We start from the raw sequence: 23,547 nt of genomic DNA, 5'->3' as shown, positions 1-23,547 counted from the left end.
ACGGCAGCGGGGGCAAGAGTTACCGCGAGGTGATGGGCAAGCCGATGAACGCCATCCCGGCCTTCCGCAACCCCGAGGCCCGCCTCGAGGTGCTCGACGCGCTCGGCCTGGACTACACCCTGATGTTCCCGACGCTGGCCAGCCTGGTCGAGGAGCGTCTCAAGGACGACCCCGAAGCAATTCTCGACATCGTCCACGGGTTGAACCGGTGGATGTATGAGACCTGGCAGTTCAACTACCAGGACCGGATCTTCTCCACCCCGGTGATCAACCTGTCCATCGTCGACCGCGCGATCGAGGAACTCGAATGGTGCGTCGAGCGCGGGGCCAAGACGGTCCTGGTCCGGCCGGCGCCGGTGCCCGGTTACCGGGGCAGCCGTTCGTTCGGCCTGCCCGAGTTCGATCCCTTCTGGGACGCCTGCGTCAAGGCCGGCATCCCGGTGTCGATGCACGCCTCGGACAGCGGCTACGCCGAGTACCTCAACGACTGGGAGCCCGGCGACGAGTTCAAGCCGTTCAAGCCGACCTCGTTCCGGATGGTCGCCATAGGCAAGCGGCCCATCGAGGACACGATGGCCGCGCTGGTGTGCCACGGCGCGTTGACCCGCAACCCCGACCTGCGCATCCTCTCGGTCGAGAACGGCGCATCATGGGTGCCCTACCTGTTCTACCAGTTCAAGGACGTCTTCATGAAGATGCCCAACGAGTTCCCGGAGGACCCGATCCAGGCGTTCAAACGTTGTGTGTACGTCGCGCCGTTCTGGGAGGACAATTTCAAGCAGATGGCCGACCTGTGCGGCATCGACCGCGTGATCTTCGGCTCGGACTGGCCACATCCGGAGGGCCTGGCCGACCCGATCAACCTCGTCGATGATCTCGAGGCCCACGGGCTCGATGAAGAAGGTGTCCGAAAGGTGATGGGCGGCAACATGGTCGATCTGTTCAAGGTCGAGAACAAGAAGGTCTACAAGCCCGACGTTCCTGCCCTCGTCCTGACCTGACATCCGCCCACGACACTCGCGAGGAACAGACATGACGGTCGCCAACCCGGAACAGATGCTGTTCGCCTCCACCACTGCGACCTTCCTGGAGAAGCAGGCGTCGCTGACCCATGTGCGTGGTCTGCATGCCTCCGGCGTCTCATTCCAGGACGAATGGTGGCGCCGGGCAGCCGAACTGGGCTGGACGAGCCTGCTGGTGCCTGAGGAACTCGGCGGCGGCAGTGTCTCCGGCGACGGGGTCGCCGACCTCGCCATGGTCGCCGAGCAGATCGGGCACACCGTCGCACCGGGCCCGCTGCATCCGGTCAGCATCGTCCTCGCCGGCCTGATCGAGGCGCCGAGCGGACACGAAGCAGCGATCGGGGCCCTGGTGTCGGGACACACGGTGGCCTCCTGGGCGGTGTACGAACCCACGCGGGGCTTCGCCCCAGCGCACGTCGCCACCACCGCAACCCGCACCGGGTCGGGTTACCGGATCGACGGCGTCAAGGACCGCGTCGAAGCCGGAGCCGAGAGCGGCGCGGTACTGGTGGTCGCCGAATGCGAGGGCCGGGTCAGACAGTTCCTGGTGCCGACCGACGCCGCCGGGGTGACGGTCACGCCGCAGGCTTCGATCGACATGGTGAAGCGTTACGCACGAGTGCAACTCGACGGTGTCCAGGTCGACGAGTCGGCAGTGGTGGGTGGTGCCGAACAGACTCCGGCGATCATCGAGCGCCAACGCCAGGTCGCACTGGTGCTGCAGTGCGCAGAGATCGTCGGGATCCTCGACGCCGTCCTCGCGATGACCAACCAGTGGCTGTTCGACCGCCACAGCTTCGGCCGGCCGCTGGCCTCCTACCAGGCCCTTAAACACCGGGCCGCCGATATGAAGATGTGGTTCGAGGCGTGTCGCGCCACCACCAGGGGCGCAGTGTCCGCGGTCGCGGCACGCTCACCGGAAGCCCAGATGCTGGTCAGCGTCGCGAAAGCCTATGTCGCAGATCGTGCTCCGGCAATGTTGCAGGACTGCGTCCAACTACACGGCGGGATCGGCGTGACCTGGGAACACGACCTGCATCTCTACCTGCGCCGGGTCGCGCTGTACCGGGCGATGTTCGGGTCACCCGAGGACCATCACCGTGCGGTGTTCGCGCTCACCAGCGCGAACCGCACCCGCGAGGAGCAGCAACGAATGGAGCCCTCAGCATGACCGAAACCGCACTCTCGACCGGGACCAGCGAATCGGTCGCCGACTTCGCGGCCCGCGCCCGCACCTGGCTCGCAGCGAACATGCCGCGCATCGACCCCGACCATCCGCCGTTCGCGGTGCGCGCCGAGGCCGAATCCTGGGAACGCGCAAAGGAGTTGCAGAAGCGGCTGTACGAGGGCGGTTTCGCCGGGATCTGCTTCCCGCGGGAGTACGGCGGGCTCGGCCTGGACTCCTCCTACCAGAAGGCCTTCGATGCCGAGTGCCGCTGCTACGAGATGCCGCTGATCCTCAATGTGCCCACGTTCACGATTTGCGCCGCGACGATCCTCGACATGGGTAGCGAGGCGCAGAAGCGCGACCGCATCTCGGCCGCCATCCGCGGCGACGAGGTCTTGGTGCAACTACTCAGCGAGCCCAGCGGCGGATCCGACCTCGCCGGCGTCATCACCCGCGCCGACCGCCGTGACGGCAAATGGGTGGTCAACGGCGCCAAGACGTGGAGCACCAGCGCGTTCGCCGGCGACTACGGCCTGCTGCTGGCCCGTACCGACTGGAACCTGCCCAAGCACGAGGGACTGACGATGTTCCTGGTGCCGCTGAACTCCCCCGGCATCACGATGCGCCGGATCAAAGAGGTCAACGGTTCCGAAGAGTTCTGCGAGGAGTTCTTCGACGGACTCGAACTCGGTGACGACGCAGTTGTCGGCGAAGTCAACAACGGCTGGGAAGTGGCCTCTCGGCAGCTCTTTCACGAGCGCCGCGCGGTCGGGGGCGGGTCGGAGTTCGCCAGCGGATCCGGCGCGGAGAACGCCCATGAGATGCCACCCGACCATGTCGAACTGGCCGAGATCACTGGACAGGCCGACGATCAGCGGGTCCGGGACCTCGCCGGTCGTGCGTTGGTGCGCCGCGCGGTCAAGGAGCAGCTCATCGCCCACGTGGCGCAGTCCATCGGGGCGGGCTCGCTGCCGCCGAACGCGGGCACGTTGATCCGGCTCTTCCACGCCGAAACCACCGAACTGGAGATCGACACGGCGTTGGCCATCGCGGGCACTGCCGGTGTGGTCGACGAAGGCGGGGACCTCGCAGGCCTCATGGACAGCGTCGGCGTCCGTTACCTGTCCCGGCAGACGGGGTCGTTGGGCGGCGGTAGTTCGGAGATGGCCCGCAACGTCATCGGCGAACGCATTCTCGGCTTTCCCCGGGAGCCCGCGGCCGACCGGGGCGTTCCGTTCAATCAGGTCAAACGCGGCCGCCAGTAGCCGTCACCTGAACCGGACCACCGGCATCTGCCGTAGCGCAACTCACAGTGACAGCTCTGTGTTTGCCCGGCGATGTGATCCGGGTCATAGTCGACATAAGTCCGCTGATGGTTCGGACAAGCGTTGCGCGGCAGGCGATGTCGGACTTGCGCTCGGCACACAGCACAACGGCCGATAACAATTCGGTAACAGCACCGAAACGATAGGTCGTCGCGTCCGGACCGGCATCAGGGCAGGTGAGGCCGCTGGCGGCGACCTCTCGACCACCGAGTTCGGCGTTGCCGCTGCTTGCTTCTGCCCATTTGCTGAAATACGGTCGAACCACCGATGACGTGACTGACGAAACTCGATACTTGTTCGGTGGTGAACAAAACCAAGTGGATGTGCGTGCGCCGCGCGCTGGACTGAAAAGTCCGAACGCGCGCCCAAGCGATGTGAACAGCTCGGCCGGACAGCCTGATTCATGGCAGCAGTATCTGCGTCGTCCGACCGACGCGGACGCGATCGCAATGCGCCGTCTGGTCGCCGAGACCGGGGTTCTCGATCTCAACTCCACCTACGCGTACCTGTTGATGGCCACCGATTTCGCCGACACATGTATCGTGGCGGACCGCGACGGTGAGCTGTGCGGGTTGATCACCGGCTACCATCCGCCGACCAGACCAGAAGTGCTGTTCGTCTGGCAGGTAGCCGTAGCCGCATCCGCGCAGGGTGCCGGCCTGGCGGGCACGATGCTCGACACGCTGACCCGATGGGTCCGCGCAGACCGCCATGGTCACCCCGTCACCGTGGAGGCGACAGTCGCTCCCAGTAACACCGCCTCGCGCGCGTTGTTCGGTGCCTTCGCCCGACGGCACGGTGTGCCGATGAGCGAACACGAACGATTCCTGGCCGAGCATCTCGATGCCGATCAGGCGCACGAAGACGAACCGATCCTGCAGATCGGTCCGATCACCGCGAATCTCGACAACTAGATCTGTGAAAGGACTTATGTCGATCTCAGAGCTCAACCCACCCATGACCGATGCCGACCTCCCCGAGGTGTACCACTCGGTGGAATCCGAGGTGCGCAGCTACTGCCGCAGCTGGCCCACCACGATGGCGGTCGCGCAAGGCTCCTGGCTGACCGACGTCGCCGGCCGGCGCTATCTGGACTTCTTCGCCGGCGCAGGGGCCCTGAACTACGGCCACAACAACCCTGCCCTCAAGCAGCCTCTGCTCGACTACCTCGCCAGTGACATGATCGTGCACTCCCTCGACATGGCGACCTCGGCGAAGACCGACTTCCTCGAGACGTTCGAGCGGCTGATCCTGCGCCCACGCGGCCTCGACTACAAGGTGCAGTTCCCGGGCCCCACTGGGGCGAATTCCGTCGAAGCCGCCCTGAAGCTGGCCCGGAAGGTGACCGGCCGCGAGTCGATCATCAACTTCACCAACGCTTTCCACGGCATGACGCTGGGAGCACTGTCGGTGACCGGGAACTCGATGAAGCGCGCCGGCGCCGGCATCCCGCTGGTCCATTCGACCCCGATGCCGTACGACAATTACTTCGGCGGAGCGACAGAGGACTTCCACTGGTTCGAGCGCGTGCTCGACGACTCCGGCGGCGGGCTCAACCACCCTGCGGCCGTCATCGTCGAAACGGTGCAGGGCGAGGGTGGCCTGAACGTGGCCCGCGCTGAGTGGCTGCAGGCACTGGCCGAACTGTGCCGACGCCGAGACATCCTGCTCATCGTCGACGACGTGCAGATGGGGTGCGGACGCACCGGACGGTTCTTCAGTTTCGAGGAAGCCGGGATCGTGCCGGACATCGTGACGCTGTCCAAGTCGATCAGTGGCTACGGCCTGCCGATGGCGCTGACGCTGTTCCGGCGCGAACTGGACGTCTGGGCACCCGGCGAACACAACGGAACCTTCCGTGGCCACAACCCGGCATTCATCACCGCCACCAAGGCGCTCGAGACCTACTGGGCCTCAGATTCTTTCGCAGATGAAACAGAGTCCAAGGGTCGGCATGTCAGGGATCGCCTCGAGGCCATCGCGCAGACCCACGAAGGTGTCAGCGCCCGCGGGCGCGGGATGGCCCAAGGGCTCAAGTTCGCCGAAGCCTCCCGGGCCGGCGAGGTGTGCCGGGCGGCGTTCGACCGCGGCGTGACGATGGAGACGAGTGGCCCCCGTGACGAGGTGGTCAAGTTGCTCCCGCCGCTGACCACGACGGTGGAAGATCTGGATAAGGGCATCGACATCCTGGCAGAATCGGTCGCAGCGACCCTGTCCTGACCCACCCTCTACCTGACCGAAAGGAGACGCGACTTTGATCGTGCGTACCACCGCCGACATAACCGGCACCGAACGTGACGTGTCGGCCAAGCACTGGCGGTCGAAACGGATCATCCTCGCCGACGACGGCGTCGGATTCTCGTTCCACGAGACCACCATCGAGCCCGGCTCGGTGAGTGAGTTCCACTACCAGCATCACGTCGAGGCCGTGTGGGTGGTCGAGGGCACCGGCACCCTCACCAACCACGAGACCGGCGAGGAGCATCCGCTGGCTCCCGGATCCATGTACCTGCTCAACGGCCACGAGCGGCACCGCGTCAGCTGCCACACCCAGTTGCGCATGCTGTGCGTGTTCAATCCGCCCGTCACAGGGCAGGAGGTGCATGACGAGAGCGGAGCCTACCCACCCGCGGCGGCGATCCGATGAGCGCCGACGGCACCGACCGCTGCCACGACCACTACCCCACCCGGCTGCCGCATGCCGTCGAGCCGATCGCACGACGCGAGCCGACGGTGTGGGGCCAGGAGTCCGACGGGCCGCTCACCGATGCGGACCTGACTTCGATGACCGCCAACGGGTACCTGGTGCGACCCCGGACCGTCGAGGACAACTGGCTACCGCCGGTTCGTGACGAACTCCAGCAGATCGGGGAACGCGCCGACGACAGCGACCCGCGGATCATCCGCGAGACCTCCGGCGGCATCCGTTCGGTCTTCCAGCCGCATCTGCTCAGCGACCTGATCGCCGAAGTGGTCACGCTCGACACCGTGCTGCCCGTTGCGCGCCAAATACTGGGCAGCGACGTCTACCTGCACCAGGCACGGATCAACCTGATGCCCGGATTCACCGGCGGCGGCTTCTACTGGCACTCCGACTTCGAGACCTGGCACGCAGAAGACGGCATGCCGCTGATGCGTGCGGTGTCCTGCTCCATCGCGCTGACCGAGAACTTGACCTACAACGGGGCTCTGATGGTCATGCCGGGATCGCACAAGACGTTCTACCCGTGTGTCGGTGAGACGCCCCAGAACCACCACCGGGCGTCGCTGGTCAAGCAGGAGATCGGGGTGCCCGATCGGGCGACGTTGACCGCAGCCGCCGACCAGTACGGGATCGACCAGGTGACCGGCCCCGCAGGCAACGCCCTGTGGTTCGACTCGAACATGATGCACGGGTCGGCGTCCAACATCACGCCGTTCCCGCGTTCCAACATCTTCCTGGTGTTCAACTCGGTGGAGAACCGGCTGTGCGCCCCGTTCCGGGCGGACAGCCCCCGCCCGGAATATCTCGCCGCCCGAACCGAGCAACCGTTCAGCGTCGCCGCCGCGACCTGATCACCGGCACGCATCCAACGGCCCGGCAGGGCCGTCAGAACAACGTCTGCTGTGCAGCCACCACCGGTGCGGGCACTGCCCGTACCGGTGCGCTGCGCTGCGGGCCGCGCGCCAACCGATGCTTGGTGAGCAGCGGGGAGACCCGGCTGCCGAGCTCGTGGCGATACTCCGGCGGCAGGTAGGCGCCGCGCCGATACAACCGGCGGTACTCGCCGACCAATTCGGGGTAGGCCTGCCCCAACCAGTCCATGAACCACCCGCGGGTCGACCCCCGCAGATGCAGTCCGAACACCGTCGCGCTGGTGGCGCCGGCCGCCGCGATCCGGCCGAGCAGGTCATCGAGGTGTTCGGTCGAATCGGTCAGACCGGGCAGCACCGGCGCCACCATGACGTGACAGTCGAGCCCTGCCGCGCGCACCGTCGAGATCAGCCCGAGGCGCGCCTGGGGAGACGGGGTGCCCGGCTCGACCCGGCTGTGCAATTCCGGATCACCCACGGCCAGCGACACCGCCACGCCGACGCGCACCCGGCGGGCCGCCTCGGTCAGCAGCGGCAGGTCTCGGCGCAGCAACGTGCCCTTGGTCAAGATCGAGAACGGTGTGCCGGAGTCGGCGAGCGCAGCGATGATCCCCGGCATCAACGCGTAGCGGCCCTCGGCCCGCTGGTAGGGGTCCGTATTCGTCCCCAGCGCCACCGTTTCCCTCCCCCACGACGGTCGATGGAGCTCGCGGCGTAGCACCTCTGCGACGTTGGTCTTCACCACCACCTGGGTGTCGAAGTCGCGGCCGCAGTCGAACTCCAGGTATTCGTGGGTGGGCCGGGCGAAGCAGTACCGGCACGCATGTGAGCAACCGCGGTACCCGTTGACGGTGTACTGGAAGGGCAGGTGGTCAGCCGTTCCCGGGACCTTGTTCAACGCCGACTTGCACAACACCTCGTGGAAGGTGATGTTCTCGAACTGAGGGGTGCGTACGCTGCGGACGAAGCCGATGCGCTGCAGTCCTGGCAGTGCGCCGTCGTCCACGCTGACGCCCTGACGATCCCATCGCATACTCTATGCGAACATACGTTCGATCCCGCGTCAAGGAGGATGGTCGTAGGAGAAGGAGCACTCGCGCCTTCCGTAGGTTGAGGGGCACATGTCGACTCAGGAACACACAGATCTTCAGGACCACGCCGCCGAACTGGAGTCCGAGAAGGGCTACATCGCCGGACTCTACGAGAAGCTCGACGCCGAGCGCGCGCGGGTGGGGCACCGCTACAAGTCGGTGCTGCGCGGCAGTGGGCAGACGCTGGTGGAACGCGATGCCGAGGTCCGCGCGCTGGCCAGACAGCTGGCCCGGCTGGATGTGGCCGACAGCGGGCTGTGCTTCGGCCGGTTGGACAGCCTTTCGGGGGAACGAATGTACATCGGCCGGATCGGCCTCCTCGACGAGGAGAACGACTACGACACCCTGCTGCTGGACTGGCGGGCGCCGGCGGCCCGCGCGTTCTACGTCGCCACCGGCGCCTCCCCGGAGAACATGCGCCGCCGCAGGCAGTTCCACACCCGAGGGCGGCTGGTCCTCGACTACACCGACGAGACCCTCGGCCGTCCCAGTGACGGCGAACGCGGCGGCTCGGGCGACGCCGCACTGCTCGCCGCCGTCAACGCGCCCCGCGGGGACGGGATGCGCGACATCGTCGCGACGATCCAGGCCGAGCAGGACGAGATCATCCGCCTCGACCATCAGGGTGTGCTGGTGATCGAAGGCGGCCCCGGGACCGGCAAGACCGTCGTCGCGCTGCACCGGGTGGCGTACCTGCTCTACACCCAGCGCCAGCGGATCGAGCACCACGGCGTACTCGTCATCGGACCCAACCCGGCCTTCCTGAACCACGTCGGTCGGGTCCTGCCGTCGCTGGGCGAATCCAATGTGGTGTTCATGACCGTCGGCGACCTGGTGCCCGGGCTGCGCGTATCGGCCGAGGATCCGCCCGAGGCCGCGCGGCTCAAGGGTTCGCGCACGATGCTCGACGTGCTCGACGCGGCGATCGCCGACCGGCAACGGGTTCCCGAGAACCCTCTTCCGATCGAACTGACCGACACCTCGGTGCGTATCGACGCCGAGACCGCCGAGTGGGCCATCCAGGAGGCCCGCGCGAGCAAGCAGCCCCACAACGACGCCCGCGCGGTCTTCACCGATGTCATCACGTGGGTGCTCACCGAACGGGCGATCGCCAAGATCGGCCGGGGGTGGCTGACCCGTGAGGACCGCGCCGCTTGGGAACATCTGCGGGCGGAACTGGTCGACGAGCTCGGCGACCACGCCGGGTTCGCGGCGGCGCTCGACCAACTCTGGCCGACGCTGACGCCGGAAACCCTTCTGGGCGAGCTCTACTCGTCGCACGAGCGGCTACGGGCCGCCGGCGCCGACCCCGCGCTGTTTCGCGCGGAGGGCGAGCGCTGGACGATCTCGGACGTGCCACTGCTCGATGAACTGGTGGACCTGCTGGGTCGCGACAAGACCGCCGATCAGGCGGCCGAGCGGGAACGCCGCGCCGAGGCCGAGTTCGCCGAAGGCGTGCTGGAGCTCATGGTCAGCCGGGAAGATCTGATGGAGGACGAGGACCAGTTGCTGGCCACCGACATGCTCTACGCCGAGGACCTCGCCGACCGCTTCACCGAGCGCGACAACCGTGAACTCGACGAGCGGGCCGCCGCGGATCGGGACTGGACCTACCGGCACGTCGTGGTCGACGAAGCCCAGGAACTCTCCGAGATGGACTGGCGGGTGCTGATGCGGCGCTGCCCGAGTAGGTCTTTCACCGTGGTGGGCGATCTGGCCCAACGCCGCTCGGCCGCAGGCGCCACGTCATGGGACACCATCCTCGAGCCCTACGTGCCCGGCCGTTGGATCTACCGGCCGCTGTCGACGAACTACCGCACCCCCGCGGAGATCATGAACGTCGCCGCCGCGGTTCTCGCCGAGTTCGCACCGGGGGTCAGGCCGCCGGACTCGGTTCGGGCAACAGGCGTCCAGCCATGGTCGCGTCAGGTCGACGAGAGCGAACTCGCCACTGCCATCGACGAGTTCACCGCCGAAGAAGCAGCACGGGAGGGCACCAGCATCGTGATCGGGCCACCCGGCGTACCGGGCACCGTCACCCCCGCGGAGGCCAAAGGCCTGGAGTTCGACGCCGTGTTGGTGGTGGAGCCGGAACGGATCCTCGCCGACGGACCACGCGGCGCGGCCCAGTTGTATGTCGCACTCACCCGGGCCACCCAACGTCTGGGAGTGCTCCACCGGGACCCGCTGCCGCCGGCCCTGTCAGGGCTGACTGCGCGGTAGCCGCAGGGCTACCACTTCGACAGCTGGCACCGCACGTTGTAGGGGTCGTCGTGCGCGACGAGCACCTGACCGTCGACCGCGATGTCGCAGTGCGCGTTCGGCGCGGCCTGTCCACCGCGGGTGGTGCTGCTCACGGTCAGTATCGCCCACTGCGGATCCGCCATCGTGGTCTCGAACACCCACGGCACCCCGGGGGCCAGGTTGACCTTCTCACGCTTGGCGAACGCGTAGGCGTCGGCGTTGAAGGCCTCCATGCTCGGCGGTTGAGACGTCAGATAGAACAGGTCGAACTCGTAGCCGCCCGCCGACGTGAGCGTGTACCGGACCTGCTGACCCTCGGGCTGAGCACTCGCCGTCACCGGGCCGACCGCAATGGATGCGGCCGCCGCCACCAGTGACACCCCGAGCGCCGCGCCTACTTTGGCTGTGGCTGTTCGCATGATGGTCACATCGCCGGACGGTACCGGATCGTTACGCACAGGACAGTCCTCCGACGCCGGGCTGGGTTAACGGCAAACCAATTGCCGGATTGTCCGCACGTTAATTTGTTCGTCACACACAGACATTTCTCAGAAACACAGGCGTTCTAACGTCCCGATTCGACACCCGCTCGGTGTGGTCGCTTCGGCGCGCATTGTGTCCCGAAGCTACTCCGACTCGACGCCTCATCAGCGAATGAGCGCTGTCGACAGCAAGAAAGGCCGTTCATGGAAAACCCCCGACGCACTTCCTTCAGACGATCCGCACTCACTGCAGGAAGTGTCGTAGCGGTAGCCAGCCTGCTGTTGGCAGGCTGCGGCAGCAGGGCAAGTGAAACCGATTCAGCAAATGCGGAATCCTGTGTGGACACCTCCGGTGACACCATCAAGGTGGGCGCGCTGAACTCGCTGTCGGGCACCATGGCGATCTCCGAGGTGACCGTCCGCAACGCCATCGATCTGGCGGTCGAGCAGATCAACGCCGACGGCGGGGTGATGGGCAAGCAGATTCAGGTGGTCGCCGAGGACGGCGCGTCCGAGCCGACGGTGTTCGCCGAGAAGGCCGAGAAGCTGATCAGCAGCGACTGCGTGGCCGCCGTGTTCGGGGGCTGGACGTCGTCCAGCCGCAAGGCGATGCTGCCGGTGTTCGAGAGCGCCAACTCACTTCTCTACTACCCCGTGCAGTACGAGGGCCTGGAGTCCTCCCCCAACATCTTCTACACCGGTGCGACCACCAACCAACAGATCGTGCCGGCTCTGGACTACCTCAAGGAGCAGGGCGTCCAGTCGCTGTACCTGGTCGGTAGCGACTACGTCTTCCCGCAGACCGCCAACCGGATCATCAAGGCATACGCCGAGGCCAACGGCATGGAGATCAAGGGCGAGGACTACACCCCCCTGGGCTCGACCGACTTCTCCACGATCGTCAACAAGGTCCGCAGCGCCGACGCCGACGCGGTGTTCAACACCCTCAACGGCGACTCCAACGTGGCGTTCTTCCGGGAGTACCGCAACGTCGGTCTGACCCCGCAGGACATGCCGGTGGTGTCGGTGTCCATCGCCGAGGAAGAGGTCGGCGGCATCGGTGTGCAGAACATCGAGGGTCAGCTGACGGCGTGGGACTACTACCAGACCATCGACACACCGGTGAACAACGAGTTCGTCGCGGCCTACAAGGCCAAGTTCGGCGCCGACAAGCCGACCTCGGATCCGATGGAGGCCGCCTACGTGTCGGTCTACCTGTGGAAGAACACAGTCGAGAAGGCACAGTCGTTCGACGTCGCGGCAGTGCAGGAAAACGCAGGCGGGGTCACGTTCGACGCGCCGGAGGGCCTGGTCACGATCGACGGCGAGAACAACCACATCACCAAGACCGCCCGCATCGGGGAGATCCGCCCCGACGGCCTGATCTACACGATCTGGGAGTCCCCCGGCCCGATCGAGCCGGATCCGTTCCTGGAGTCCTACCCGTGGGCCGCCGGCCTCTCCGGCTGATATGGATGTCCTGATCGGGCAGCTGGCAACAGGATTGAGCCTCGGCTCGATCCTGTTGCTGGCCGCACTGGGGTTGTCGCTGACGTTCGGCCAGATGGGCGTCATCAACATGGCGCACGGCGAGTTCATCATGGCCGGCTGCTACACCGCGTACGTGATACAGCAGGTGGTGTCGAGTGCCGGTGCCTCGCTGCTGATCTCGCTGGTCCTCGGCTTCTTCATCGGCGGCGCGATGGGCGCGCTCCTGGAGGTCACACTGATCCAGCGGATGTACGCCCGTCCCCTGGACACCTTGCTGGTGACCTTCGGCGTCGGGCTGGTCCTGCAGCAGGTGGCGCGTGACATCTTCGGAGCACCCGCAGTCAATGTGGTCGCCCCGGAATGGCTGTCGGGCGGCGTGGACATCCTCGGCGCCGTCGTGCCCAAGACCCGCATCTTCATCCTGGTGCTCGCCGTCGTCTGTGTCGCGGTGCTGGCCACCGTGCTCAAGACCAGCCCGATGGGGCGGCGGATCCGCGCCGTCGTGCAGAACCGCGATCTTGCTGAAACCAGCGGCATCTCGTCGCGCAAGACGGACATCACGACGTTCTTCATCGGATCCGGGCTGGCCGCTGTGGCAGGTGTGGCGCTGACGCTGATCGGCTCCACCAGCCCGACGATCGGTCAGAGCTACTTGATCGACGCGTTCCTGGTGGTTGTCGTAGGCGGTCTGGGCCAGATCAAGGGCACCGTGATCGCGGCCTTCACGCTGGGCTTCCTGAACTCGTTCATCGAGTTCAACACCACGGCATCGCTGGCCAAGGTCATCGTCTTCGTGATCATCGTGATCTTCCTGCAGGCCCGCCCGCAGGGCCTGTTCACCGTCAGGACAAGGAGTCTGGTGTGAGGACCCTCATCGGACGCTGGCAGACCTGGGCGGGCTTCGGGATCGCCGCGGTACTGCTGTTTGGGGTGGCACCGGTGGTGTTCTCCGAATTCCGGCTCAGCCTGCTGGGCAAGTTCCTGTGCTTCGCGATCGTCGCGGTCGGCATCGGCCTGGCATGGGGCCGGGGCGGCATGCTGGTTCTGGGCCAGGGCGTCTTCTTCGGCCTCGGCGGCTACATGATGGGCATGCACCTCAAGATCGCCGACGCGCAGGTGTTCGGCAACGATGTGCCCGACTTCATGCAGATCGCCGGCGTACGCGAACTCCCCGGCTACTGGGCGCCTTTCGCCTCTCCGGCGTTCACCCTGCTCGCCATCGTGGTGGTTCCGGCGGCGATCGCCGCGGCACTGGGGTTCGGCGTGTTCAAACGCCGGGTCAAGGGCGCCTACTTCGCGATCCTGTCGCAGGCGCTGGCTGCGGCGCTGGCCATCCTGCTGGTCGGCCAGACCAGCCTCGGAGGAAGCAACGGCCTCAACCGGTTCCGGACCTTCTTCGGCTTCACACTCAGCGACCCGGCGAACCGGCGGATGCTGTACTTCATCGCAGCCGCGGTCCTGCTGATCGTGGTGGCCGTGGTGCGCCAGCTGATGCAGAGCCGCTACGGCGAGCTGCTCGTCGCGGTGCGCGACGGCGAGGAACGAGTGCGGTTCCTGGGATACGACCCGGCCAACATCAAGGTGGTGGCCTACACCGTCGCCGCACTGTTCGCCAGTATCGCCGGTGCCCTGTTCGCGCCGATCGTCGGCTTCATCGCCCCGTCGCAGGTCGGCATCCTGCCCTCCATCGCGTTCCTCATCGGGGTCGCCATCGGCGGACGCACCACGCTGCTGGGCCCGGTGCTGGGAGCCATCGGGGTGGCTTGGGCGCAAACCCTGTTCTCCGAAAGGTTTCCGTCGGAGTGGACCTACGCGCAGGGCCTGCTGTTCATCGTCGTCGTCGGGTTCTTCCCCGCTGGTTTCGCGGGCCTGGCGGTGCTGTTCAGACGCCGACGCAAGGCCAAGGACAGCGTGGCCACCGAACCCGAGAAAGAACCCGACGCAGAAAAGGTGGGAGCCGCCCCATGACCGAAGCCGAGGCCATCTCATCCGAACGCGGACCGAAAGTCGGCGGCAATGTCGGCATGGGCACCCAGTACCTCGAAGTACGCGGTCTGACAGTCGATTTCGACGGATTCAAAGCGGTCAGCAACGTCGACCTCACGCTTTTCCAAGGCGACCTGCGGTTCCTGATCGGACCCAACGGAGCCGGCAAGACCACGGTGATCGACGCCATCACCGGGCTGGTGAGCGCCTCCGGTTCGGTCAGCAAGTCCGGGGTGGAACTGCTGGGCAAGAAGGTTCATCAGATCGCGCGTCGCGGTGTGGGCCGCACATTCCAGACCGCGAGCGTGTTCGAGCAACTGACCGTGCTCCAGAATCTCGACATCGCCGCCGGCGCCGGCCGGTCACCGTGGACGCTGCTGCGGCGGCGCCACGGCGTGTTGCCCGTGATCGAGCAGGCCTTGGACACGACCGGGCTCAGCGCGCTGGCCGACAAACCCGCAGGCGTGCTGGCCCACGGCCAGAAACAGTGGCTGGAAATCGGCATGCTGCTGGTGCAGAACGCCGACGTGCTGCTGCTCGACGAGCCCGTCGCCGGCATGAGCCACGAAGAGCGGGAGGAGACGGGCAACCTGTTGCGCCGCATCGGTGCTGAACGCACCGTTGTGGTCGTCGAGCATGACATGGACTTCATGCGGGCGTTCGCCACCTCGGTGACCGTTCTGGCGCGGGGCGAGGTCATCGCCGAAGGGTCCGTCGCCGAGGTTCAGGCCAACCCGAGGGTCCAAGAGGTCTACCTGGGAACGGCCGCCGCCGGCGCCGAAGCAGCCCGCGGGCAGACCAGTGAACAGACGGAGGGTTCCTAGATGCTGCAACTGGTCGACGTGCACAGCGGGTACGGCCGCTCCGAGGTCATCCACGGGGTGAGCATCGAGGTGCCCACCGACGGGGTGGCCGCGGTAATGGGGCACAACGGTGCGGGAAAGACGACGCTGCTTCGCGCCGCGGTGGGCCTGCTCAAGTGCAATTCGGGCAAGGTGCTGTTCGAAGGTCAGGACATCACCAAACTGCGCCCGTCGGCACGGGTGGCCCGCGGGCTGGCCTATGTCCCGCAGGGCCAGCAGTCGTTCGGGCAGCTGACCACAGCCGAGAATCTCCAGGTGGTCGCCGACGGGCGCAAGAACGGAAAGCAGCTGATCGACGAGCAACTCGATCTGTTCCCCGCCCTCAAGGAGCTGCTGACCCGGCGCGCCGGCCTGCTCTCCGGCGGTCAGCGCCAGCAGCTCGCGATCGCGCGTGCCCTGATCACGACGCCGAAATGCCTCATCCTCGACGAGCCGACCGAAGGCATCCAGCCGTCGGTGGTCGGCGAGATCGAGGAAGCGATCACCGCGCTGACCGCGCGCGGGGACCTCGGTGTCCTGCTGGTCGAACAGCACATCGGCTTCGCGCTGGAGTCCTCGCAGCAGTACTACATCATCGAGGCCGGCCGGGTCACCTCCAGCGGCACCGGTGGTTCGTCGTCCGAGGACGACGTCCGCGCCGCCATGGCCATCTAGCCCCTTCCCCTTCCCCGCGAGCGTGCATGTGTGCACGCGACACGCCGCTGAATTCTGTGCAAATGCGCACGCTCGGCGTGCAAGGGTTTGCGCTCTGCTTTTCCCGGGTACGGCGCGACGGAGAGAATGACTGATCGTACGGGGAGGAGCGGCCGATCATCAGACCGACGGCAGCGACAGAACGGCGAGGCAAGCGCCGCGGCCGGCCGCTGTCGGTCGCTGCCGCGTGGCTCACCGCCGGGGCCCTCGCCGCCGCCGGATGCGTACCGTCCGCACCGGAGCCACCCGCACCCACCGGGTCGACCACACCGCCGTCCGGCGCGACCGCCGACCCGCTGGCCCATCGAAACTCCACTTCGTGGACCGCGCGCAGCATGGTCAATGCGCTGGCAGACGCTGGTCTGGCGGTCCCTGATCCGCTCGACAACACAGACACGGAATGCCGCGACCTCGGCTGCGAGCAGTCGGTCGTCACCGACACCCTCAGGATCAAGACGTTCCCGACGGCCGAAGACGCCGCACGGTATGCCGCACCGCGCGGCCTGTACCGGACGGATACGATCGTCGTCGCCTTCGCTCCGCCGCTGACGGCGGCCGAGCGTAAGCCCTACATCCGGACACTGGACAGGCTCACGGAGTGACCGACGGTCCGGACAAGAAGTTGTCTCTGACCGGTTCGGTCGCCCTCGGAACCGGTGTGATGATCGGCGCAGGCATTTTCGCGCTGGTCGGCCAGGTCGCCGAGCTCGCCGGCTCCTGGGTGCCCTGGGCCTTCCTCGCTGCTGCGGTGGTGGTGGCGTTCAGTGCGTACTCCTATACCCGGTATTCGAGCGAGAATCCCTCGTCCGGCGGGATCGCGATGCTGCTCAAGGCCGCCTACGGGCCGGGGGTGATCGCCGGGACGTTCTCGTTGTTCATGTACGTGTCGATGGTGCTCGCCGAGAGTCTGCTCGCGCGTACGTTCGGCACCTACCTTCTGCAACCGTTCGGGCTGCAGGGTTCGGCGGTGTGGGTCCCCGTCCTCGCGGTCACGGCAATCGTGGGTGCGACCACGGTGAATCTTGTGGGCAACCAGTTGGTGGAAACCTCTGCCACGGCGACCGCTCTGATCAAGCTCGTCGGCATCGCCGTCCTGGCCGTCGCCGGCATCGCCGCGACCGGGGTCTCCGCGTTCTCCCGGCTGTTCACCGGTGGGGACGGACAGCCGCCGCCCGACCACGGCTGGATCGGGTTCCTGGCCGGCACCGCGTTGTGCATCCTCGCCTACAAGGGGTTCACCACGATCACCAACCAGGGCGACGATGTCCGCGACCCGCAGCGAAACATCGCCCGCTCGATCGTGATCGCCATCGCGTTGTGCACGGTGATCTACCTGCTGCTGGCGGTGGCGGTGGCCGGCAGCCTGTCGGTATCGGAGATCATCGCGGCCCGGGACTACGCGCTCGCCGAGGCCGCCGCACCGCTGTTCGGGCGGTGGGGAGTGTGGCTGACGGTCGCGATCGCCGTCGTCGCCACCCTGTCCGGTTTGGTCGCCAGCCTGTTCGCCGTCTCCCGGCTCTACGACATGCTCCGTCAGATGGGCCAGGTTCCCGCGTTGCCGGGCTCGGTGAACCGACAATCCCTGCTCATCACGGCGGCGCTGGCCATCGTGACCGCGGCGGCCTTCGACCTGAGCCAGATCGCCTCTCTCGGGGCGATGCTGTACCTGTCGATGGACATCGCCATCCACTGGGGAATCATCCGTCACCTCAGGGACGAGGTCGATGCCAAGATCTGGGTGCCGGCGGTGGCCATCGGGCTCGACCTACTGGTGCTCGCGCCGTTCGTGGTGATGAAGTTCGGCTCCGACCTTCTCACCCTCGGCATCACGGTCGCCGTCGCCGGCGCGATCGTCGTGGCTCAATGGTGGGCCGTGCGTCACCGATCGGCCGCATCTGCCTGAGCCGTCGCACGACGATAAAGTTCCCGGCCGAACACGCCGGTGAGACCGAAGGCAATCGTGCTGCCCGCCAGGACAAGTGATCCCGCAGCCAGCACCTGCTCGTTCGCCCCGAGCCGCTCCGCCTCCATCGTCAGGTAGAACAACGCCGCCACCCCGACGGGGCCGAACCAGCCCAGATACAGCGCGTCAGGAAGCCGCAGCTTCAGGGGCCTCATCATCAGCAGCACGATCGGGATCCGGCGCAGCAACAGCACCGCGAGCACCAACACCACGCCCTGCCAACCGAGTTCGACCCACTGCCGCCAGGGCAACGCCGCGCCGAACAGGACGAACAACGGCAGCACCGCAAACCGGTTTATCGCCTCGTCGACGGAGTCCTCGGAGGCCCGCTCGCGGCCGGTGCCGACGATGTTGAACGCGACACCGCCGACGAAGACGGCGAGGATGCCGTCCACGTGCAGCAGGCCGGCGGCTCCGAGGATGCCCAGAGCCAGCACCACGGTGAAGAACAACGACGGCGCGCTGGCGGTGGCACCATGACGCGCTCCCAACCGGAGTGCGTGTCCGCCCAGCCAGCCGATCCCCACGCCGAGCACCACTCCGCCTCCCACCTGCCATGCCGATTCGGTGAGAGCACCACCCGGAGTGAGCGCACCGGCCATCGTGACCGCCACCAGAACAAGAGGTAACGCCAGGCCGTCGTTGGAGCCCGATTCGACGGAGAGCAGTTGGCGATCACGGGCCGGTAGGACACGCTCGGCGGCATCGCCGGTGACCACACTCGATGACAGCACCGGGTCGGTCGGACTGATCGCCGCCCCGAACAGTGCGGCAGCCGCCAGCGGCATGCCGAGGATCGCCCACCCCAGCCCCGCCGACACCACGGCCATCACCGGCAGAACGAGCAGCAGCAGGATCAGAACCGGGCGAACGTGCCGCCGGATCTCGCCGAACGGATAGCGCAACGCGACCGCCATCACCGAAATCGCCAGCAGTACTCGGCTGACCTCGTGGAGCAACGACTGCTCGGCTACCAGCGTGGGCATCGCCAACACGCCAACGACCTGCGGTCCCAGCACGATACCGGCGACCAGTCCGAGGAGGGGCTCCGAGATCGGCAGGCTCCGCATCTTCGCCGACATCGTCGCCACCACGACCCCGAGGACACCGACCGCGGCCAGCACTATGTCCAGTTCCACGCGTCAAAGACTCCCATGCGGTGGTCGGGGCAAGCACAGCGGCGCACGAACTCCAGCAAAACGTATGCCGCCGGGTGTCTCGGGTACTTGGATCACCCTATGCGTATCAAAAGTTGTCCGGAATCGACACGCACCGGGACGCCGATGACCCGTCTGGACATCGTCGAACGTCGACGCCGGTGAGCGGCAACGGGGGCGGCGGCGGGCTCATCGAGGCCGTGCGGCAGCGGCGCACCGTCTTCGTCGACGCCTGGCGAAGCCGGCTGTGGCCCGTGCCCGCTCTGGGCGTGATTCTTGCGTTCCTCGCCGGAATCGCCGTACCTGAGGTCGACGGGGTGCTCGACGAGAGCATGCCGCCGCGGTTGGCGGACTACATCTTCGGTGGTGGCGCCGACGCGGCGCGGGAAGTGCTCGGGGCGGTCGCCACGTCGCTGATCACCGTGACGTCGCTGACCTTCTCGCTGACGGTGGTGACTCTGCAGCTTGCCAGCAGCCAGTACACGCCGCGGCTGTTGCGGACGTTCGCAGCGGATCGGTTCGTCCAGCGCACCCTCGCGCTGTTCCTCGCGACTTTCGTCTATGCGCTCACGGTGCTGCGTACCGTACGCAACGACAGCGACGGGGGCGCGGAGTTCGTCCCGCAGATCGCCGTCACGTTGGCCTACCTGCTGGCAATGGCGAGCGTGCTGGCGCTGGTCCTTTTTCTCGGTCATCTGGTCCGCCAGATCCGGATCGAGACGATGCTCGAGCACGTCTGTGCCGACGTCAAGGACACCACCCACCGGGTGCTCGACCCACTCGACGAACACCCGGACCACGCATCGGCGCCCTCCCCGCCCCCGGGGGCGTCGTTGATCACCGCTCGATCGTCGGGCTTTCTCGTCGAGGTCGACGAACAGGCTCTGCTGGCGGCCGCAGTCGACGCCGGCGCAGTCGTCTGGCTCGACCGCGCGGTCGGGTCCGACGTCCTGGCGGGGGTTCCGGTGGCGTTCTGCTGGTCGGCGACCGGTTCGCTCGACGAAGAGCAGTTGGCCGCGGTGCGCGACCGGGTAGCAGGCGCCCTGAGCACCGGCGTCGAGCGCACCGCCACCCAGGACATCGCCTACGGACTCCGCCAGCTCGTCGACGTTATCGTGCGCGCGCTGAGCCCGGGGATCAATGATCCGACGACCGCGGTACACGGGCTGAATTCGTGCAGCGCGATGTTGTGCGAACTCGCCGGGTACCGCCTGGGACCCTGCACCCTCCGGGACGGCGACGACGCGCCACGGGTGGTGCTGGCCCGTCCTGATCTGCCCGACCTGCTCGACCTGGTCTGCGACCAGCCGCAGCTCTACGGCGCTTCCGATCCCGCGGTGCTGGCCAGACTGCTGTCGATGCTGCGTGAACTCGCCTGGGTGGTGGTGCTGCCCGCACACCGCCAGGCCATTGCCGATCGACTCCTCCGTGTGGAGAGAGCGGCCGCTGAGCAGGACCTCGACCGAACCGACCGCCGCAAATTGGAGCAACTGGCCCACCATGTCCGGGAGGCGCTGGATCGCCGCTGGGCACCCGCGTGAGACGGTGGCGTGCTATTCGCGGAGATGCTGCGCCGACGCCGGTGCGGAGGTCTCGGTATGCACGCCGGACAGTTCGCGTGCCGAGTTGATCAATCCGACCATGCTGAATGCCTGTGGGGTGTTGCCCAGCTGGCGGCCCGCGGCGATGTCGTACTCCTCGCTGAGCAGCCCGACATCATTGCGCAGGGTGAGCAACCTCTCGAACAGCGCGATGGCTTCGGCGGTGCGCCCGATACCGGCGAGGGCGTCCACGAGCCAGAAGGTGCACGCCAGGAATGCGCCCTCGGTTCCGGGCAGACCGTCGACTCCGTGTTTGGTTTCGTAGCGCAGCAGCAGGCCGTCGCGGCCCAACTCTGCCTGCACTGCCTCGACGGTGCCGACCACCCGCGCGTCATCCCACGCCAGGAAACCCACCCGTGGAATCAGCAGCAGGGCCGCGTCGAGCGATGCCGATCCGTAGTGCTGTGTGAAGGTATTACGTTGGGCGTCAAAGCCGTTGGCGCACACCTCAGAGTGGATCTGCTCGCGTAGCGCCCGCCACCGCTGCACCGGCCCGGACAACCCATGGTTCTCCACAGTGTGGATTGCACGGTCCACACCGGTCCACGCCATCACCTTCGAGTGCACGAAGTCCCGGCGTGGACCGCGAACCTCCCACAGGCTGTTGTCGGGGTCACGCCAGTGCCCTTCGAGATAGTCGAGCAGCGCGCGCTGCATGTCCCAGGCGGTGTCATCCGCCTCCAAGCCTGCTTCCCGGCCCAAATGCAGACCGTCGAGCACCTCGCCCCAGACGTCGAGTTGGAACTGATCGGCGGCGGCATTGCCGATGCGCACGGGCAACGAACCCTCGTACCCCGACAGCCACGGCAGCTCCTCTTCGGGCAGCCTTCGACTTCCGTCGAGGCCGTACATGATCTTCAGCTCGGCTGGGTCACCGGCCAGTGCCCGCACCAGCCATTCCCGCCATGCCTTGGCTTCGGCTTCGTATCCGGTGCCCAGCAGCGCCTGCAGCGTGAAGGTGGCGTCGCGTAGCCAGCAATAGCGGTAATCCCAGTTGCGGGACCCTCCGAGTTCTTCGGGCAGCGACGTGGTCGCGGCCGCGACGATTCCACCGGTGGGCGCATAGGTCAGCGCCTTGAGCAACACCAAGGACCGACGCACGTCGGTCGCCCATCGGCCGGTGTAGGTGCACCGCGCAATCCAGTCGGTCCAGAATCGTTCCGTCTCGGCCAGCGCCCGCTCGGGGTCGGCGGGTTCAGGACGGGGCAAGTGAGACTCCATGTAGGTCAGCACGAAGGGGATCCGTTGCCCTGCGGCGACTTCGAAGCCAGCGACGCTCTGGAGATCCTCGCCGTGCACTGGAACCGGCGTACGAAACCAGACCGCATCAGGCCCGGCCACCGCGGCAAGATCCTGGCCGTCACGCCGCACCCAGGGCACTATGTGCCCATAGTCGAAGCGCAGTCGCAACGTCATCCGCATCGGCACCCGGCCGGTGACGCCCTCGACGATCCGAACCACGTCGGCCTGCCTGCCACGAGGGGGCATGAAGTCGATCAGCCGCACGGTGCCGTCGGGGGTGTCCCATTCGGTTTCGAGGATCAGCGTGTCCCCCCGGTATCGACGTCGGGTCGCCGCACCACCTGTCGCCGGTCCGAGAAGCCAACTGCCCGCAGCCTCGCCGCCGAGAAGCGCCGCAAAGCAGGCGGATGAGTCGAAGTTGGGCAGACACAGCCAGTCGATCGCACCGTCGCGTCCCACCAGTGCGGCAGTCTGAAGATCCCCCAGCAGCGCGTAGTCCTCGATCGGCGCCATGTCACGCGGCCTCGATGTCGATGACGACCTTGACATCACCATCTCGGGGCTCGAATGCTTCTCGAGCCCGGTGAAGTGGCACCCGTCTGCTGATCAGCCCCTCCAGCCAGCCGATGTCGGCCTTGGCCAGCGCATCCGCGGCGTGTCGGTAGTGACGCAGGTTGGCGTTCACCGAACCCACCACCGCATCGTTCTCCAGCACGATGTCGCGGTTCAAGGCGCCGACGTCGAGGTGCACAGTCCGGCCAGCCGGGGAGACGCCGGTCAGACACACCACCCCATAGCTGCTGGTAGTGGACATCACTTCGACGACCACCGGGCTGGCTCCGGTGGCCTCGATGACCACATCGGGGCACAATCGCCTGGTCACCTCGGCCACGGGGTCGTGGTGGTAGGTCGCCCCGAGCGATCTAACCAATGCCGGCTTGGGACCATCGGTCACCCGATCCAGGACATGTACGTCGAGCCCGCGCTGCACCCCCAGGAGTGCCGCGAGCAGCCCGATCGGCCCTGCCCCGGTGACCAGGACACGCCGGGGTTCGAACCAGCTGCGCTCGCCCACCCGGTAGACCTGTTCCCATGCCTTGGCGACGACGGATGTGGGTTCGATGAGTACGCCGACGCTTTCCAGCTCGGGATCCACCTTGGTTGCGTAACCGGCTTCCACACACCATTGTTCGCTTCCGTAGCCGTCCAGCTCCTTGATGCCCCGCTCGCGGTATCGGCCATTTCGGCACATGTCGAACTCGCCTAGAGCGCACGCTCCGCACGGCACCGGGTCCGGGCGGCGGACGACGCCGGCGACCAGGTCGCCGACGGTGAAGTCGCTGCCCGCCACGGTCCGGGCGACCCGCCCCAACGATTCGTGTCCGAGTATCAACCGCGTGCGGTGCGGCGGTGCCCAACCGTACTGGCCTGTCGCAATCTCCCTGTCGGTTCCGCAGACTCCGACGGATAGGGCGTCGACCAGTAACTCGCCGGGTCCTGGGTGCGGATCGGCCACGTCCTGCACCCGCAGCGAGTCCTGCGCGCCGGGCTCGACGGTCATTCCCCGCATCAGCCGGCCCAACCGGGCGAGCAAGGCGGCGACGTCGTCCCGTGCGGGTTGCGGGGTGGGTGGGTCGCGATGTGCA

At 66.8% G+C, this 23,547-nt stretch carries 21 protein-coding genes; 16 read left to right on the top strand and 5 right to left on the bottom strand.

The genetic code is table 11. The features are described from left to right. From WA944_RS04810 to thpD, 7 genes are all read left to right on the top strand, one after another. The coding region (locus tag WA944_RS04810) for an amidohydrolase family protein (RefSeq protein WP_526646456.1) at positions 1 to 1,001 on the top strand (1,001 nt) is incomplete at its 5' end. Positions 1,002 to 1,032: 31 nt separating this feature from the next. Continuing rightward, positions 1,033 to 2,193: an acyl-CoA dehydrogenase family protein gene (locus WA944_RS04805; RefSeq protein ID WP_526368576.1), complete on the top strand. Its 1,161-nt coding sequence runs from the start codon at positions 1,033 to 1,035 to the stop codon at positions 2,191 to 2,193. Next, entirely contained in the window at positions 2,190 to 3,455 is a 1,266-nt protein-coding gene (locus WA944_RS04800) for an acyl-CoA dehydrogenase family protein (RefSeq protein ID WP_526368578.1), read from the top strand. The genes WA944_RS04805 and WA944_RS04800 overlap by 4 nt, the downstream gene beginning before the upstream one ends. Before the next feature lie 434 nt (positions 3,456 to 3,889). Then, positions 3,890 to 4,429, top strand: coding sequence for a diaminobutyrate acetyltransferase (gene ectA / locus WA944_RS04795; protein ID WP_526646454.1), 540 nt, complete (start codon positions 3,890 to 3,892; stop codon positions 4,427 to 4,429). A gap of 43 nt (positions 4,430 to 4,472) precedes the next feature. Then, the gene (gene ectB / locus WA944_RS04790) at positions 4,473 to 5,735 is read left to right on the top strand and encodes a diaminobutyrate--2-oxoglutarate transaminase (protein ID WP_526610207.1); all 1,263 of its coding nucleotides are present in this window, start codon (positions 4,473 to 4,475) and stop codon (positions 5,733 to 5,735) included. Between the two features lie 34 nt (positions 5,736 to 5,769). Further along, positions 5,770 to 6,162 carry an ectoine synthase gene (locus WA944_RS04785; RefSeq protein WP_526368582.1) on the top strand — a complete coding sequence of 131 codons (393 nt, stop codon included), beginning with the start codon at positions 5,770 to 5,772 and terminating at the stop codon, positions 6,160 to 6,162. Further along, positions 6,159 to 7,070, top strand: a complete 912-nt coding sequence (gene thpD, locus WA944_RS04780; RefSeq protein WP_526368584.1) for an ectoine hydroxylase — start codon at positions 6,159 to 6,161, stop codon at positions 7,068 to 7,070. The genes WA944_RS04785 and thpD overlap by 4 nt, the downstream gene beginning before the upstream one ends. Before the next feature lie 34 nt (positions 7,071 to 7,104). Here thpD and WA944_RS04775 read toward each other — a convergent pair whose 3' ends face one another. Then, complete coding sequence (locus tag WA944_RS04775) at positions 7,105 to 8,121, bottom strand: Rv2578c family radical SAM protein (protein ID WP_526646452.1); 1,017 nt, start codon at positions 8,119 to 8,121, stop codon at positions 7,105 to 7,107. An 88-nt stretch (positions 8,122 to 8,209) separates the two neighbouring features. Here WA944_RS04775 and helR point away from each other — a divergent pair, with 88 nt between their 5' ends. Next, a complete protein-coding gene (gene helR, locus WA944_RS04770; protein WP_526368586.1) occupies positions 8,210 to 10,402 on the top strand; it encodes an RNA polymerase recycling motor ATPase HelR in 2,193 nt (730 codons plus the stop codon). A gap of 8 nt (positions 10,403 to 10,410) precedes the next feature. Here helR and WA944_RS04765 read toward each other — a convergent pair whose 3' ends face one another. Next, complete coding sequence (locus WA944_RS04765; RefSeq protein ID WP_526368588.1) at positions 10,411 to 10,842, bottom strand: Rv2576c family protein; 432 nt, start codon at positions 10,840 to 10,842, stop codon at positions 10,411 to 10,413. Positions 10,843 to 11,109: 267 nt separating this feature from the next. Here WA944_RS04765 and urtA point away from each other — a divergent pair, with 267 nt between their 5' ends. The 7 genes from urtA to WA944_RS04730 all read left to right on the top strand — a co-directional run bounded on the left by urtA (position 11,110) and on the right by WA944_RS04730 (position 17,841). Next, positions 11,110 to 12,375 (top strand): urea ABC transporter substrate-binding protein, encoded by a 1,266-nt coding sequence (urtA, locus tag WA944_RS04760; protein WP_163890173.1) that lies wholly within the window; start codon positions 11,110 to 11,112, stop codon positions 12,373 to 12,375. 1 nt (position 12,376) lies between these two features. Next, a complete protein-coding gene (urtB, locus tag WA944_RS04755; RefSeq protein ID WP_526368590.1) occupies positions 12,377 to 13,261 on the top strand; it encodes an urea ABC transporter permease subunit UrtB in 885 nt (294 codons plus the stop codon). After that, complete coding sequence (urtC, locus tag WA944_RS04750; RefSeq protein ID WP_526368592.1) at positions 13,258 to 14,364, top strand: urea ABC transporter permease subunit UrtC; 1,107 nt, start codon at positions 13,258 to 13,260, stop codon at positions 14,362 to 14,364. Before urtB ends, urtC begins: the two co-directional genes overlap by 4 nt. Next, positions 14,361 to 15,206, top strand: a complete 846-nt coding sequence (gene urtD / locus WA944_RS04745) for an urea ABC transporter ATP-binding protein UrtD (RefSeq protein WP_526368594.1) — start codon at positions 14,361 to 14,363, stop codon at positions 15,204 to 15,206. The genes urtC and urtD overlap by 4 nt, the downstream gene beginning before the upstream one ends. Continuing rightward, positions 15,207 to 15,899, top strand: a complete 693-nt coding sequence (gene urtE, locus WA944_RS04740) for an urea ABC transporter ATP-binding subunit UrtE (protein WP_526368596.1) — start codon at positions 15,207 to 15,209, stop codon at positions 15,897 to 15,899. A gap of 374 nt (positions 15,900 to 16,273) precedes the next feature. Continuing rightward, positions 16,274 to 16,540 carry a hypothetical protein gene (locus tag WA944_RS04735; RefSeq protein ID WP_526368598.1) on the top strand — a complete coding sequence of 89 codons (267 nt, stop codon included), beginning with the start codon at positions 16,274 to 16,276 and terminating at the stop codon, positions 16,538 to 16,540. Continuing rightward, positions 16,537 to 17,841, top strand: coding sequence for an amino acid permease (locus tag WA944_RS04730; protein WP_526610212.1), 1,305 nt, complete (start codon positions 16,537 to 16,539; stop codon positions 17,839 to 17,841). Before WA944_RS04735 ends, WA944_RS04730 begins: the two co-directional genes overlap by 4 nt. Here WA944_RS04730 and WA944_RS04725 read toward each other — a convergent pair. Continuing rightward, positions 17,817 to 19,040: a cation:proton antiporter domain-containing protein gene (locus WA944_RS04725; protein ID WP_526368602.1), complete on the bottom strand. Its 1,224-nt coding sequence runs from the start codon at positions 19,038 to 19,040 to the stop codon at positions 17,817 to 17,819. The genes WA944_RS04730 and WA944_RS04725 overlap by 25 nt on opposite strands. Positions 19,041 to 19,219: 179 nt before the next feature. Here WA944_RS04725 and WA944_RS04720 point away from each other — a divergent pair, with 179 nt between their 5' ends. Beyond that, on the top strand, positions 19,220 to 20,599 hold the full coding sequence (locus tag WA944_RS04720) for a DUF2254 family protein (RefSeq protein WP_526368604.1): 1,380 nt from the start codon (positions 19,220 to 19,222) through the stop codon (positions 20,597 to 20,599). A 12-nt stretch (positions 20,600 to 20,611) separates the two neighbouring features. Here the strand turns inward: WA944_RS04720 and WA944_RS04715 are convergent, their stop codons facing one another. Together WA944_RS04715 and WA944_RS04710 are read right to left on the bottom strand one after the other, a co-directional pair. Beyond that, positions 20,612 to 22,414 carry a glycoside hydrolase family 15 protein gene (locus WA944_RS04715; RefSeq protein ID WP_526368606.1) on the bottom strand — a complete coding sequence of 601 codons (1,803 nt, stop codon included), beginning with the start codon at positions 22,412 to 22,414 and terminating at the stop codon, positions 20,612 to 20,614. A gap of 1 nt (position 22,415) precedes the next feature. Continuing rightward, a complete protein-coding gene (locus WA944_RS04710; protein WP_526610216.1) occupies positions 22,416 to 23,462 on the bottom strand; it encodes a glucose 1-dehydrogenase in 1,047 nt (348 codons plus the stop codon). Positions 23,463 to 23,547: the final 85 nt, after the last annotated feature.

The sequence above is a fragment of the Mycobacterium sp. genome (assembly GCF_049683355.1).
Taxonomy (GTDB): domain Bacteria; phylum Actinomycetota; class Actinomycetes; order Mycobacteriales; family Mycobacteriaceae; genus Mycobacterium.
This window is presented reverse-complemented; position numbering and strand designations above follow the sequence as displayed.

Bases quoted from the DNA above. Each gene is read 5' to 3' on its own strand.
- WA944_RS04805 (WP_526368576.1), top strand. From the start codon at position 1,033: ATGACGGTCGCCAACCCGGAACAGATGCTGTTCGCCTCCACCACTGCG.
- WA944_RS04800 (WP_526368578.1), top strand. From the start codon at position 2,190: ATGACCGAAACCGCACTCTCGACCGGGACCAGCGAATCGGTCGCCGAC.
- ectB (WP_526610207.1), top strand. From the start codon at position 4,473: ATGACCGATGCCGACCTCCCCGAGGTGTACCACTCGGTGGAATCCGAG.
- thpD (WP_526368584.1), top strand. From the start codon at position 6,159: ATGAGCGCCGACGGCACCGACCGCTGCCACGACCACTACCCCACCCGG.
- WA944_RS04775 (WP_526646452.1), bottom strand. From the start codon at position 8,121: ATGCGATGGGATCGTCAGGGCGTCAGCGTGGACGACGGCGCACTGCCA.
- helR (WP_526368586.1), top strand. From the start codon at position 8,210: ATGTCGACTCAGGAACACACAGATCTTCAGGACCACGCCGCCGAACTG.
- WA944_RS04765 (WP_526368588.1), bottom strand. From the start codon at position 10,842: ATGCGAACAGCCACAGCCAAAGTAGGCGCGGCGCTCGGGGTGTCACTG.
- urtA (WP_163890173.1), top strand. From the start codon at position 11,110: ATGGAAAACCCCCGACGCACTTCCTTCAGACGATCCGCACTCACTGCA.
- urtB (WP_526368590.1), top strand. From the start codon at position 12,377: ATGGATGTCCTGATCGGGCAGCTGGCAACAGGATTGAGCCTCGGCTCG.
- urtD (WP_526368594.1), top strand. From the start codon at position 14,361: ATGACCGAAGCCGAGGCCATCTCATCCGAACGCGGACCGAAAGTCGGC.
- urtE (WP_526368596.1), top strand. From the start codon at position 15,207: ATGCTGCAACTGGTCGACGTGCACAGCGGGTACGGCCGCTCCGAGGTC.
- WA944_RS04735 (WP_526368598.1), top strand. From the start codon at position 16,274: ATGGTCAATGCGCTGGCAGACGCTGGTCTGGCGGTCCCTGATCCGCTC.
- WA944_RS04715 (WP_526368606.1), bottom strand. From the start codon at position 22,414: ATGGCGCCGATCGAGGACTACGCGCTGCTGGGGGATCTTCAGACTGCC.
- WA944_RS04710 (WP_526610216.1), bottom strand. From the start codon at position 23,462: ATGACCGTCGAGCCCGGCGCGCAGGACTCGCTGCGGGTGCAGGACGTG.